Origin of the sequence: Flavobacterium sp. ABG (assembly GCF_001027725.1) — a bacterium.
GTDB classification, from domain to species: domain Bacteria; phylum Bacteroidota; class Bacteroidia; order Flavobacteriales; family Flavobacteriaceae; genus Flavobacterium; species Flavobacterium cupriresistens.
On sequence record NZ_LEKS01000019.1, the window covers coordinates 48453 to 62643 of the forward strand.

Here is a 14191-nt window from a genome sequence, read left to right on the forward strand (position 1 = left end):
TAGTTTTTTACATTAAAATGGGATAAAGTAAAAATAGGTTTTTTTTAGATGAATTAAATACTTTGGTACAATACCATTGCAGCTTTCATGAGTTTCCCTTCAATTTGAAAACCGATACTTCCCTGCGGATAAATAGACATTATTCCTCTAATGTTGTCCAGACTTACCCATACCTGATGTCCTGAAGCTAAAGTTCCTTGTCGTACATCGGTTCTGGCTAAACCTTTTACTAAAGCTTCTACTTCAGGGGAATTCAAAAGAGTTCGGGCCAGATTTTCCAATTGTCCCATATCGGTTCCAAGATCAAACATACTGACGTTCGACTCAATATTGGCAAAAGATTTTACATAGAAGTATTTCCAGGTATGACCGGCTGCTATATGTGAAATATCAGCGTTTTCAATGGTAACAGTTACAAATGTTCCATCCGCAATTTGTAAACTTTTCTGACCAACCTGACCTATTCCGTTGGCTCCTCTGGCTGGAAAATTAAGGTTCGATGCCCCTCTGCACTCATTGGCCAGGTTTATTGCATATTCTAATCCTTTATACCATTTTGTAATTCCGGGAGTTTTGCTGGCGAGACCTCTGTCAAAGAAATCCACTATTTTATCAATTTTTTTGAACCCATGGGTCGGACATGCTTCAAGAAAGTCAAGAATAAAAGTGGAACCCGAAGTAGCACGTGATAAACCAGATGCAATTGCTTTGTCAACGACAGTCAGCAGATCAGCAAAATTACCGAAATGGTTGATGAAGTTGGTTACTTTATCAAGGTCCTTAACTTCATCTAAAACCCTTATTAAATCATCTACAACACCGCCGGCCTGAGTCAGAAGATTTCTTAATTTGGCTACCGTTAAGTTATCCATGAAAAGGAGTTTTTCCAGTTTGGCAATTGTCATTCCCGGTTCGTCGAGGAATCGCACAAAATCATCCAATTCACCGGCTAAACCATTCAGTTTTGGTATGGCTTTGTTTATATCTGATAATCCTTCCAGAAAAGGAACCAAACGATCTAAGGCTGTGCTTCTTCCCAGTAGGGTAACTAACTTGTCGAACTCTGTTACGCCGTTGAATACAGCCAATAAGCGATCGGTGTCTGCAAATCGGTCAAAAGCGATAACCAGTTTATCCAATTCGGCAACTTTGTCAAATAGTGCTACTATTTTATTTACTTCTGTCGCTTCTTCTACTATTCTTAGTAAGGTGGCAAAATCTGCGGCTTTGGTTACAATTCGAAGCAATGCTGCAGTATCGTCGGCGGTCTCGATTAAGGTGATTAATCTTCCGAGATTGGATGCTCCTACACGTTCGATAGCAATGATCATTTTGTCCAGGTCAGTTGCTTTGTTCAGTACTCTTATTAGTCTTCCGATATCATCGCCCGAACGTTCCAGTATCGTAATTAATTTGACCAGCTCTTTTGCTTTCCCCATTATGGTAATCAGGCTTTCGGCATGACCGGCTACTATTCCTTTTTCGATAAGGGCTAAAACCCGGCCAATATCATCTGCTTTGGTCAGAATACTAAGTAATTCGTCAGCCTTACCAACGGCGAGTAATGCTTCAATTATTCGAGCTACATCATCAGCGCTAGTCAGTAGTTTAATCAGCCCGCTAACGTCTTTAATTTTTTCGATTAATAGCAGCAATCTTTCAATATTGGCCATGCTGTCGATCAGGGCAATAAAGGCTTTTACATCTCCCACCAGAACGACAATTCTGAGGAATCGCGCCAGCCCTCCAACTCTTGCTACAATTGCCGAGATTCTTGCGATGCGTGCCAACCAGCCAACTAATCGGGAATAAACACCTGCTCCGACGAGGGCTAAAGCAATTTCAAAAAGAGCTCTTCCGAATAATCGTCCTCTTTCGTAAGGACTTAAACCTTCTGTAGTGACCGCCTTGTAGATGTAATAGATGGCAAAAAGAGCCGCTATAACAATTCCGACAACAAGCAGTACTTTCAGGATAACAGCCAAAGCAATTCCGAATTTAAAGATCAGGACGAGGATTATGATGACAATAACGATCACAATGATCCAGAAAATTAAAGTTCCCATTGCTTTCCCTATGGTAGTGATCAAAGTGGTAAAACCTTCCACAAAACCTCTTGCCATTCCGGATATGAAATCAGTGAACGTATCCCACCAGGAACTGGAACGATTGAATTCCCTGTCGAGATTGGCGGTAAACTGGTTTACTATTTCTGTTTGCTGTTCCAGACCTTTGCTTACCGTTTCGTGCATGTTAGAGACGTCGTCAGTAAGTTGACTGTTCCATTTGGTTTCGCTTTTATCAATTTGTTCCTGTAAGCCTGAACCCAAATCATCTGCCACGGTTTTGGTATCGGTTTCAGCCTCTCTTGCGCTGCCATTAATTTCTTTTACGGTATCTGATTTTAGTTTGTCGGCAGATTCCTGATAGCCGCTTGCGGTTTCAGATAAAGAAGTATTAATGGTGTCCTGAGTTGAAATAAATTTAGTCTTGAATTCTGTTGTAACATCAGACACTTTTTTGATGACGTCTTTAATGTATTTGTCAACGTCTTTATGATGTTCGTCAATAGCTTTGCCTAAATCATTTTGTGCTTCTGTCACTTCTTCGTTATACCAATAAATTTCGCTGATGTCGGTTTTGAACTTATCAATCTCTTCCAGTGTGGTTGTTTGATTTTTATCAGTATTTGAAATTCCGGTTTTTAAAATATCGTCTAATTCCGTATCTATTTTTGTCGGGATCAGTTCCAGTACGGCAATTTGCGAAGTGATGCTGGTTCCTAGTTCGGTTTTTAACTTGGTTGTTTCTTCCTCCAGAGAAGTGAGTGATTTTGCTGCAGATTCGGTTACGGCCTTGATGATTTCGTCTTTTTTGTCATTGATTGCCTTTATTGCTTCCTCTTTTTTGTTACCGAATTCGGAGCAAACATTCGTCGCATCTTCGCGATAATTGCCGGCTAATTTTAAGGAATGCGAAATGACTTCGGAAGAAATAAGATCACCTGCTTCCTGAATTTTCTGAATGGTATCAGGCTTGCTGGACCATGCGGCTTCAACAATGTCGCCGGCATTGTCCTTGCCGCTGTATTGGCTTTGTTTCTGCTGAATAATGGCGTCAATCTGCTTAATGTTGGCAGAAGTAGTTTTGAGGGCATTGGTAGATTCTTCGGTTCCTGTAGTAGTCACACTTTTTGCTTTATCTTCGGCGATAGAGGTAAGTAACTCTTTTTTGGTTAGGATCACATCATCTACCCTTGCTATTTCTTCAATGGCGGTATCTTTTGCTTGTTGTATTTCAGTGTCTCGTTTTCCTTTTATAGCATTGCTTGCCTGTTCGTAGGATTTATTGATTTTTTCAAGAGTCGCTCTTTTGGTTTCTTTTAATCGGTCGATTTCGGTTTGAACAGCCTCTTTGGTTTTTCTCTTCTCTTCATTGATTCCGTCTGTAAGTGCTGTTTTTTGATTTGTGAAATAGGTAATAGAGGCTTGTTTTTTCTCTTCAACATAAGCAATAAACAAATCATAACTGGCAAAACCACCACCCGTTTCTGCACCACCGGTAGAAGATGTTGAGGTGGTTTCTGACGAAGTTGCACCGGTACCACCCGATGAATCACTGCTGGTAGACTCGTTGTTTTGGCTTGCTGTTCCGGCAGTGGTTGATTGGTTGGCCTCTTCATTTCCGCTTGCATTTGTCGTTGACTGGTTGGTTGAATCTGAGGGTGCTCCCGGTACCGATTGGTTTTGAGTATCATTTGCGGGTGTACCCGATTGCGAAGTTGAATCGGTTCCCGAAGTATTTTGATCGGCAGCTGTACTATCAGAAGTTGGACCTCCATTATTGGATTGAGACGATTGATTTTGTTGTGTTGAAGTGTCTTCAGAAGAGGTGTTTTCAGAAGAAGTGTTCTCAGACGAGGTGTTCTCGGTTCCTGAATTTTCCGGTGATGAACTGTTGGGTTCTTCTTCCTTTTTTTGAACGGCAGGAGCTGATGCACCTTGTTGAACAGTATGTGTCAGTTCGTGAGCAAGCAAGTGTTTTCCGGATAGAGAGTCGGGATTGAATTTTCCTTCATTAAAATAAATATCATTCCCGTTCGCAAATGCCTGAGATCCCAGTTGTTGATTCATTTGAACAGCATTGGAATCATTGTGGATTTTTACATCGCTGAAATCGGCTCCAAACCCTGATTCCATCTCTGTTTTGGCATTTTCCGGAAGCGGAGAACCACCACCTTTGCTATTGTTTAAATCGGTTTCAAGATCAGAATTATCAGTAGGATCTGCATCAGCACCCGCACTCATTTGGAGTCCATTTTCCTCTTCTTTTGACTGCGTTTCCTCTTCTTCTTTGGATTGAACTTCTTCTTCGACTTTCTTTTGTTGAATCAATGGCTTTGGTGTCGGCATTTTTTCGACAGTTGCGGTTGCCTCAGGAGTTGTAACTTCGGTTTTATTTGGAGCAGTTTCTTCTTTCTCCGATCTCGAATGAAAAAGAGAAGTGTTGTTTTCTCCTACTGCTGTTGTTTCGGGCGCAGCAACTTCTGTTTGGTTTAGAATCGTTTCTTCTTTTTCTGAATTGAAATGCAAAATGGAAGGATTGCTTTCAACAGATGGAATTATTTCGGGAGCTGCAACCTCAACTTTGTTTTGAACTGTTTCTTCTTTTTCCGATTTTAACTGACCCACAGGACTGATGTTCTCAGCTATTGGTTTTTCAGAAAGAGTATTTTCGGTTTCTTCTTTTTTCTGTACGTCATTTAGTTTTTTCTGAGCAATAGGAGAGGGGCTGAAAAAAGGTTCCGGTGCTGTATTCTTTTGCGTATTGGAGATTACTTTTTCGGCTACATGGTCGGCTTCGGCTTCAAATTTATCATTTGATTTTCCGATGTTAAGCTTTGCCTGTACACCAAAAAAATCCTCGCCCTGTCTCGAATTTAGTCCGGACGAGTTTGAAGGATTTGCTTTTGCTTTTTGGTGAAATGCTCCCATGAACCTTTATTCTAAGCTGTGATTATTTACTCTTCACCTGCAAAAGCAGCTGCTAAGGCATTTAAAGTATATCGTTCTTTTGGATCGTCTGTTTTTTGATATCCCCAAAAAAAGAGCCGTCCGTTAGAACTGAATAATGAATTTTTCAGATTGACATTCGGGTTATTGGTAAAGTATTTTAGAGCATCCTCATGTTTTTGCTGATTTTCATAAATATAGATGACACAACTAACATTTTCATCAACCACCTCATAGCTCACGGCATACCCGGCAGCTGCTTCATCGGCTGTAGGAGTAGGAGGAATCTCTTTGAGAGGCTTCGAAAAGGAATGCATTAAACGGTCTATTTTAGTTTTTTCATGCTCTAAATAATCTGACATGTTGGTTGTTTTTAATTGGTTATTATTTCTGTTGTCTTTTCGGGAACAAGTAGCCAGTGCCAGGCTTGCAAGACAATAAATCCCTATTTTTTTATAAGTACGCATCGGCAGCAGTCCAGTTTCCACTTTTAGTTTCATTTAGGAAAGTACTCCAGCCTGTACCTCCGGCACTAACAAAAGTACTTTCTAAGGTATCTGTATCCCCATCAAAATACGCAGCGGCTACAACGGCTTCTCCGACTAATGCGACTAATTTTGTGGCGGTAGTCCAATTGTCCTGATAATTTGTTCTTGTTGAAATGTTTATTCCGGCTGCGTTACAAACCATTCTGGTAAAATATTCGGTCACTCCTTCATTTAGCGGTTGACTGAGGTTTATTAATGTCCGCGTCGAATATTTGTGTGTTCCCTCATGTACCATAGTACCGGGGTTACCGCTATTTTGCTCGATCCATACCCTGCGTTCGCTGTCTACAAAACCACTTACGTTTTTTGTTGCCCATACTGATGCGCCATAATGGTTCTCTCCGGCAATATTCCAGTTTAAGGTATCAACAACGGCTACAAATCCTTCAATTTGACGTCCTTCTGCCACTCCACCGCCTACATAAGCAGACAGATGCGTTTGAATTGCGGCGTCAGCATCTACAGCAGAAGTATGCGCAATACTTCCAACAAACAGCATTCTTAACTTAATAATTACCCATAAATAATAGTTGTCTCCAACTTCTGAACGAAGAGAGGCGAGGTAGGCGGCATCATTCCATACCAAATCACGATCTGCTTTTGTAGCGAGTTCGATAATTTGTTTGACTTCTTCTAAACCGGCCTCTGTTCTTGTCCATTCGATTTTAGTTTTTAAATCAAATTGCAGATCGGTTAAGGCCTCGATGATCGTTACGTTGGTGCAAACGCTGCCAAAAAAGGCTTTCCATTCCTCTGTTTTTAAGGAGTCTCTTTCAATTTGCGTGGTGTTGGCGTGAATGATCCACGGTTTTATAGTGGGATAATGGAGTTCCCAACTGGTTATGGTCATTTCGGCGTGTAACCAGGTTAATTTGGTGATCAGATCAAATTGCAAGTCGTCTAAGGCTTCGACCATTGTGGCATTGGTACAAACATCAACAAAGAAACTCATGCCTAAATCCGTATTTGTTTTTAGGGAATCTCTTTCCGCTTGCGTTGTATTGGTGTGAATGATCCACGGTTTTATAGTGGAATAACTGAGTTCCCAACTGGTTATGGTCATTTCTGCTTTTAGCCAGGTTAATTTGGTGATCAGATCAAATTGTAAGTCGTCTAAGGCCTCAACCATGGTCGTATTGTCGCAAACATCAACAAAGAAACTCATACCTACATCCGCATTTGTTTTTAGGGAATCTCTTTCAGCCGGAGTGGTATTGGCGTGTGTGATCCAGGGTTTTATAGTGGAATAACTGAGTTCCATACTGGTTATGGTCATTTCTGCCTTTAGCCAGGTTAATTTGGTGATCAGATCAAATTGTAAGTCGTCTAAGGCTTCCACCATAGTCGTATTGTCACAAACTCCAACAAAAAAGCTTCTCCAGGTATCGGTTTTTAAAGCGTCTCTTTGGGGTTGGTCTGCAGCGATTACCATTCCTTTAATCTCGCTGTAGCTCATAAATGTAGTTCCGAAAGTCGCCGCGGCATTTACCCATTCGAGTTTTTTATCCAGAGTCCACCCTAAATTGTTGACGGCACTGGTCATTTCAGCTACATTAAGGGCATCGGCCATTCGTCTTTTATAACTGCCATCCGCCAAAACCGTTGCTCGTTCCGATTCTTCAAGTTGAGAGCACATCAATATCACCTCATCTTCGGGAACGTTAAAGCTATCCAGCATTTCATTTAGACTGTCCAGATGGTTGGGTGGATCTTCTTTTTGAATGTTGGGTTTATTGCCTCCTTGCTGTAAAGTATGGGTAAGCTCATGGGCAAGTAAATGTTTGCCACTTTGTGAATCGGGATTGTATTTTCCCTGATTGAAATACACATCGTTTCCGCTGGCAAAAGCCTGTGATCCCAATTCTTTATTCATTTGAATGGCGTTAGAATCACTGTGGATTTTCACATCGCTGAAATCGGCTCCAAAACCCGATTCCATTTCTTCTTTTGTTTGATTGGTCAACGGAGAACCACCGCCTTTGCTACTTTGAAGTTTACCTTCTAATGCTGAGGTATTGGTAGGATTGGTATCCGTTGTAGCACTTTTTTGAAGTGGCTCTTTTTCTTCCTTGGTCTGTACTTCCTGATCTTCTTTGGCGGTTTGTTTTTGAACTAAAGCGGGTTGGGGTGGAGTAAAAAATCCCTTCGAATTATTTTTTTTATTAGAGACTACTTTGTCGGCTGTAGCATCAGCTTCGGCTTCAAATTTATCATTTGATTTCCCAATGTTGAGCTTTGCCTGTACACCAAAAAAGGATTCTTCTCCTCTCTCCACTGTCGAAGGGGAATGTTTTGAGTTAGAATTTGACTTTTTTGGAAAGGTACTCATAAACTTTTCGTTTCATTTGTTATTCCATAATCTAAAAGGGGCTCTTTATTTCAATCAAAATTATTTCTTTAGGACCTGCTATTGATAGAATCAACTGGTTGTAATTAACGATTTTAAAATAGTGGCTTTGTCCAATTATCCATCTGTAAGGGGCAACACCCTTTTGGTATTGCATTTCATTTATAGCATGCAAGGACTCGGCTGTTGTTCCATTTTTACTGAATTCATAATAGTTGGATAAATTATAGGCCGAATAACCATTCTCTTTTTCAAAAACAACAGGGAGAATTTGTTTGTCGAAATTTTCCGGAAGCGCCCATTTTTTTGATAAGGAGTTCGATAGTAAATAGGTGGTTTTGTCTTTAGTATAGGAAACAAAAGCTTCACCATTATTCAGAACTCCGGCCGATTGCAGTCCGATTTCTCCTTTTAATTCGGCACCATCATACCATCTCAAAGTAGTGCCTTCCAAAGTAATATATTGGTTTCCCCAGTAGCCTGCTAAATTTTCAAAGTAGCCATACTTCAAGGCTGTTTTTTCTGATTTTGTTACACCGTTTTTGTCCAGCGAAAGAATGGCATCGCGTGATTTATTAAAGCAAATAAGACTATCGTTGTATGAAATGGTGTTGATGCCACCAGCCCACTCAAAGCGTTTTATAGTTTTAAAATCAGCATCGATTAACCATGTATCGTTTAAACCAATAACCCAAATAGCTTTATTTTCAGCTGGAATAATTTTCATTCCACTTAGGGGATATTGAATTTTAGTTCCGTCTTTTCTTTCCAGAGTAATCGAGTCGAAAGTTAATTTTAAAAAATCTCCGGTGTCCGTAATTAAGAGATCGATAACATCAGAATCAACAGCAACATATTTAAAATTGTTATTGAAAAGAGTGAAGAAAGTATTGTCTTTTTTGCCGTTTTCAGAAGCGTATCGCCCAATAAGATGCTCAGGAGAACCAAAGAGTTCGAGATATGTTTTTGGAAATGCAAGGGCAGGATTTGGGATGTCAATTCGGGAATATTCAATACTCTTTTGTGTACCCGAATTGTCTTTTGACAAAACCGGAATTGAATCGGTCTGTTGGCTGTAGACGATTTCAAGAGTAAGTTCATTTTTGGCTTGAATATTCATGTTAACGGGTTTTTTGCATTTAGTGAATGTTAAAAATAATAATAATAACAATGTCTTTTTCATGTTCAATTATTTTACCATGGAGGGTTTGAAACTTGAACTACACCTGTCAGATCTGTAATGTTTATGCGTTGTATAAAATAGGTGTTTTTAGGTTGCGACCAAAGACTTATGGCATGGGTCGCATCGATTGCCATTGCCACGTGTCCCGGATAAGGATCACCAATTTCGGTATAAAAAATCATTTGTCCTGCAGTTGGTGTTGCAGGCGGAGAGGTAGGCAAGGCGCTATTCCAGCCCAATTGACTCCATATAAGTACATTTGGATCACGTCCAGTAGAGGCAGTATTGTAAAAAGCTTGAATCCAGGCAGCATCTACTTTATTGGCTAAAAACGCTGCATAAATAATACTTTCCCAACAATTCATTGTCGCTGTTGGAGGTAGTGGTGCGCTTCCGCCACTTGTTACAAAGTGAGCGAAAAAATCATTGTTATCAGGATTTTTCCAGTACATTGAACCTAAAAGAAGATGGGAGAAAATACCCACCGAAAAAGGCGCTGTTAGTTTTGTATTTATTAAAGTCCGAATAGAAGCGTCGGCCAATGCAGCCTGTCTATCACTGATAGAAACACTTATAATTTCAGTTCTGATGGTATCGTAATCTGTGGTATGATTAATAAGCCAGGTGAGTCTGGCGACAAAATCAAGACCTTCTGCAGTCAGCCAACTCATTTGGGTGGGGACGTCGAAATTCAAATCGGTTACCGCTTCAGTGATGGTGGCATTTGTACATATCGTGACAAAGAAGGCTTTCCAGGGATCTGTTTTTAAAGCATCTCTTTGAGCTTGCGAGGTATTGGGGTGTATGATCCATGGTTTTATAGTGGCATAATCGAGCTCGAAGCGGGTTATCATCATTTCGGCGTTCAGCCAGGTTAATTTATTTACCAGATCATATTGCAGGTCGTTTAATGCTTCTACCATGGTGGTATTGGTACAGACACTAACAAAGAAATTCATACCAACAGTGGTGTTTGTTTGTAAAGAATCTCTTTCTACCTGGGTGGCGCTAATGATCCAGGGTTTTATAGTGGCATAATCAAGCTCCCAGCTGGTTACGGACATTTCGGCATTTAGCCAGGTTAATTTGGTTACCAGATCAAATTGCAAATCATTCAAAGCTTCGACCATGGTAGTATTGGTACAGATATCAACAAAGAAATTCAAACCAACAGTAGCATTTGTTTTTAGTGAATCTCTTTCGGTCTGAGTGGTATTGGCATGTGTAATCCAAGGTTTTATAATGGCATAATCAACTTCCCAGCTGGTGATGATCACTTCGGCTTTAAGCCAAGTTAATTTAGTGATCAGATCAAATTGCAAATCGTTTAAAGCCTCGATGATAGTGGCATCGGTGCAAACATCAACAAAAAAGGATTTCCAAGTATCGGTTTTTAAAGCATCTCTCTGCGGCTGATCTGCGGAAGTAATCATATCTTTAATCTCACTGTATGCCATAAAGAAAGTTCCAAAAGTGGCGGCTTCTTTTACCCATTCCAGTTTTTTATTCAGAGGCAATCCTAAATTGTTTACCGCTCTGGTCATTTCTGCTACATCAAGCGCACTGGCCATTCTTCTTTTATAACTGCCGTCACTTAACACAATGGCTCTTTCTGAGGCGTTAAGTTGAGAACACATCAATATAACCTCATCTTCTGGCACATCAAAACTATCCAACATTTCATTCAGACTGTCCAAATTTGGCGTATTCTGTTTTTGGATATCGGGTTTAGCTCCTTGCTGCAAAGTATGAGTAAGCTCATGAGCAAGCAGGTGTTTACCGCTTTGTGATTCCGGATTGTATTTTCCCTGATTGAAATAAACGTCGTTTCCGCTGGCAAAGGCTTGTGCCCCCAATTCTCTATTCATTTGAATGGCGGTAGCATCGTTGTGGATCCTTACATCGCTGAAATCGGTTCCAAAGCCCGATTCCATTTCTTTTTTTGCTGCATTTCCTAATGGAGATCCACCACCTTTACTGCTTTGAAGTTTACTTTCTAAAGCGGAAGTGTTTGTAGGAGTTGTATCACTCGTAGCACTTCTCTGAATGGGTTCTTTCTCTTCCTTTTCTTCCTTTTTTTGGACTTCATTATCTTCTTTTGCCGCTTGTTTTTGAACTAAAGAAGTTTGGGTTGGAGTAAAGAATCCCTTGGAATTGCTCTCTTTGTTTGAAACTATTTTGTCTGCCGTGGCATCGGCTTCAACTTCGTATTTATCATTTGATTTCCCGATATTCAGTTTTGCCTGAACTCCAAAAAAAGACTCTTCCCCCTGTTCCTTTGACGGAACGGCGCGATTGGAAAGAGAATTATTTTTTTTAGAAAAAGAACTCATGATAACTACGTTTTGGTACTTTATTTTTTCTTTTTGCCTGTTACTCCTTGCTGAATGGTGTGCGTCAGTTCATGAGCCAATAGTTTTTTACCTTCACCGGAGTTGGGGTTGTATTTTCCTTTATTAAAATAGATATTCACACCATTGGTAAAAGCTTGCGCGCCCATTTCCTGGCACATGGTAACCGCATTTTCGTCGGTATGGATTCGGATGGCACTAAAGTCGACTCCAAAAGCATTCTCCATTTCCAGTCTGATCTCCCGTCCCAGAGGATTTCCGCCTCCTTTTTTTAAATTATTTTCAACGTGGGATTTGGGTTTCTTTTCCTCTTTTTCCTCCGCTTTCTTTTGTACCGGTTCTTCCTTTTCCTCTGCTTTTTTCTGTACAGGTTCTTCTTTCTCTTCTGTTTTCTTTTGAACAGGTTCTTCCTTTTCCTCTGCTTTTTTCTGCACAGGCTCTTCTTTTTCTTCTGCTTTCTTTTGTACCGGTTCTTCCTTTTCTTCTGCTTTTTTCTGCACGGGTTCTTCTTTCTCTTCCGCTTTCTTTTGTACCGGTTCCTCTTTTTCCTCTGCTTTTTTCTGCACGGGTTCTTCTTTCTCTTCCGCTTTCTTTTGTACCGGTTCCTCTTTTTCCTCTGCTTTTTTCTGCACAGGTTCTTCTTTTTCTTCTGCTTTCTTTTGAACCGGCTCTTCCTTTTCTTCTGCTTTTTTCTGTGCAGGTTCCTCTTTCATTTCCTTGCTTTGAACGGAAGAGATCGTTTCTGAAACAGATTTTTGCTGCACTTCTTCTTTCGATTGTAAAAGACCACTATCAGCCGAACTTTTATTCACCACCTTATCTGCTACATGATCCGCTTCTACTTCAAATTGATCTCCCACACTTCCGGTTTTTAGCTTTTTTTGAATTTTAGAGCTAAAAAAAGTAGTGTTAGATGGGTTGTCTTTTTTTCGTTTTTCAAATGCTCTCATAACTATAAATTTTTACCATTGGGTATAGATTAATTTTTCGATCCACGGAATTTTGACAATGCTAATATTCCACGGAATTTTTTCGAGTAAAAGATCCTGCGTCTTTCGTTCAATAGACAATTTTGGATTCGATTCACTCCAGTCCAATTTGCCTTCTCTTTGCAGAAATTCGCTTCTTAAAACAGCCGTAGAAGTATTCTTTAAAGCCGACCAGTGATACACGGCAGAGTCTAACATTTCTTCTACTTGTTGTTTGTGTTTGTCGTTAATTTTAACCTCTCTTCGTATGGACTGCTGCAATGGGATTCCGCATAAAAACTTCTCAAAAAGCAGGGCATGTTCGTAGTCATTTTCTCTTTTGGTAGCGGCATAATGCAAAAGATGCGCGGCCAATTCTTTGTTTAAAAGGATGTTGTTATCATCTATTAAATCACAGCTTTTCAGCATTTCTTTTAAAAAGGGATGCAAGAGGATTAAACCTGCATTTTTCACATAACAGGATTTGAAGTCGCTATTGTTTTCCTGAAGTTCATCGTTCTCCTTTTCAATTAATAATTCTTCTTTTATCAAAGGCGTTTCTGATGTTGATTCTGATGCCAATTCGGAGGCATATTCTTCTTTAGTAGTATCCGAATTTGTATCGGGAAAAAGTTGTTCTTTTTCTTTTCCTTTAACCCTGTTTTTTTCGTCATTGCCTTTCGAAGGAGAGGACTTTATAATTGGTTTGGTTTCTTTAGAAATCAAATAAGCAATCTTTATTTGCAGGAGCTCATCGTCATTAATAGGAAGCGGAAAAAAGGTTTTTATACTTTGAATAAAAAGCTCAAGTGTCGTGTTTTTTGATGAAAAAAGAGCTTCATTTTTGTAATAAAAGGGGATAAGGGAAGCTACTTTTTGGTCGGTCCAAATCTCAAAAATCACTTGCCAAAACGAAGCTTTAAATTCGTGCGACTGACTAGAGAGTACTTCTAATAAACTGTTTTTTGAAAGCGTTTTTTGATTCACTTCGGGACTTAAAAAAACGGCACTCAAAAGCGCAATTTCAGAATTGGAGAATTGATTGATAATACGTTTTTGAACCCTTTTTTGATGTATTAATTTGTGAAATGAAAGTTTAAAACGATCATTTTGAAGTGTATTGGAATTTACTATTTCAAAAAAAGTGATTTCTTCTTCACTGATAGTCCACCAAGGCATACTTCCGTTTTCTATGAAATAAAGTAAGGTTTTGATTTGTTTATCGTCGGAAGAAATTATGCGCATTTCAGGTGCTTCTTCGGCTTCATTTTTAGACGTTTTTTGGACGTCCTGTAAAGCCTTTTGAATCTCTTTTTCGATTCGGTTTTTTATATCGTTTTTGGTCTCACTGGTAAAGAAGGAAACATCATTTTTTTCGGCATCGGACTGGATAGAAATTTCCAGTTTTTCTATTTGAATGATTTGATTATCAAGGTTTTTAATGTGACTAAATTGATTCTCTAAGATGGGAACCAACTCCTTTTCTATAAACACGGCAAGGTTGTTTTTGATAGCATCAGCCATTGCCATAGAATGGGTGTCTATCTCTAAAAAAACTTTTTGGATGCTATGTGAATTTTTAGTCATTTTTATTTGGTAATTTGATTTTTTTTTCTATCTTTGATACTCCCGATGTGGGAATACTGGGCATTTGTTCTGTTGTTTGCTTTGTTTGCGTCGTGTGGTGCACTCGTGTATCTTTTATCTCGTCTCTCTCATGTGTTTTCGATGGTTTGCCGCCCCTTATAAGCTTCAGACTCGCTAGCTTTATTTGGTCTGAAG

7 protein-coding genes are annotated in these 14191 nt (G+C 39.6%); all 7 read right to left on the reverse strand.

Features of this window, described 5'->3' with window-relative positions; genetic code table 11:
* Positions 1-53: 53 nt before the first annotated feature.
* The 7 genes from AB674_RS17500 to AB674_RS17530 all read right to left on the reverse strand — a co-directional run bounded on the left by AB674_RS17500 (position 54) and on the right by AB674_RS17530 (position 13996).
* Positions 54-4994, reverse strand: coding sequence for a DUF4157 domain-containing protein (locus tag AB674_RS17500; protein WP_047778566.1), 4941 nt, complete (start codon positions 4992-4994; stop codon positions 54-56).
* A 26-nt stretch (positions 4995-5020) separates the two neighbouring features.
* Entirely contained in the window at positions 5021-5374 is a 354-nt protein-coding gene (locus AB674_RS17505; protein ID WP_131701556.1) for a hypothetical protein, read from the reverse strand.
* A gap of 91 nt (positions 5375-5465) precedes the next feature.
* On the reverse strand, positions 5466-7889 hold the full coding sequence (locus tag AB674_RS22005) for a DUF4157 domain-containing protein (protein ID WP_053004315.1): 2424 nt from the start codon (positions 7887-7889) through the stop codon (positions 5466-5468).
* A 31-nt stretch (positions 7890-7920) separates the two neighbouring features.
* Entirely contained in the window at positions 7921-9027 is a 1107-nt protein-coding gene (locus AB674_RS17515; protein WP_047778568.1) for a hypothetical protein, read from the reverse strand.
* Positions 9028-9101: 74 nt separating this feature from the next.
* Positions 9102-11423, reverse strand: a complete 2322-nt coding sequence (locus tag AB674_RS22010; RefSeq protein WP_053004316.1) for a DUF4157 domain-containing protein — start codon at positions 11421-11423, stop codon at positions 9102-9104.
* A 20-nt stretch (positions 11424-11443) separates the two neighbouring features.
* Positions 11444-12391 carry a DUF4157 domain-containing protein gene (locus tag AB674_RS17525; protein WP_047778593.1) on the reverse strand — a complete coding sequence of 316 codons (948 nt, stop codon included), beginning with the start codon at positions 12389-12391 and terminating at the stop codon, positions 11444-11446.
* Positions 12392-12403: 12 nt separating this feature from the next.
* Positions 12404-13996 carry a contractile injection system tape measure protein gene (locus tag AB674_RS17530; RefSeq protein ID WP_131701557.1) on the reverse strand — a complete coding sequence of 531 codons (1593 nt, stop codon included), beginning with the start codon at positions 13994-13996 and terminating at the stop codon, positions 12404-12406.
* Between the last annotated feature and the right edge of the window lie 195 nt (positions 13997-14191).

What these genes read in the sequence shown, in the direction of transcription:
- AB674_RS17530 (WP_131701557.1), bottom strand. Translation starts at nt 13,996, where the DNA reads ATGACTAAAAATTCACATAGCATCCAAAAAGTTTTTTTAGAGATAGAC.
- AB674_RS22010 (WP_053004316.1), bottom strand. Translation starts at nt 11,423, where the DNA reads ATGAGTTCTTTTTCTAAAAAAAATAATTCTCTTTCCAATCGCGCCGTT.
- AB674_RS17515 (WP_047778568.1), bottom strand. Translation starts at nt 9,027, where the DNA reads ATGAATATTCAAGCCAAAAATGAACTTACTCTTGAAATCGTCTACAGC.
- AB674_RS22005 (WP_053004315.1), bottom strand. Translation starts at nt 7,889, where the DNA reads ATGAGTACCTTTCCAAAAAAGTCAAATTCTAACTCAAAACATTCCCCT.
- AB674_RS17500 (WP_047778566.1), bottom strand. Translation starts at nt 4,994, where the DNA reads ATGGGAGCATTTCACCAAAAAGCAAAAGCAAATCCTTCAAACTCGTCC.
- AB674_RS17505 (WP_131701556.1), bottom strand. Translation starts at nt 5,374, where the DNA reads ATGTCAGATTATTTAGAGCATGAAAAAACTAAAATAGACCGTTTAATG.
- AB674_RS17525 (WP_047778593.1), bottom strand. Translation starts at nt 12,391, where the DNA reads ATGAGAGCATTTGAAAAACGAAAAAAAGACAACCCATCTAACACTACT.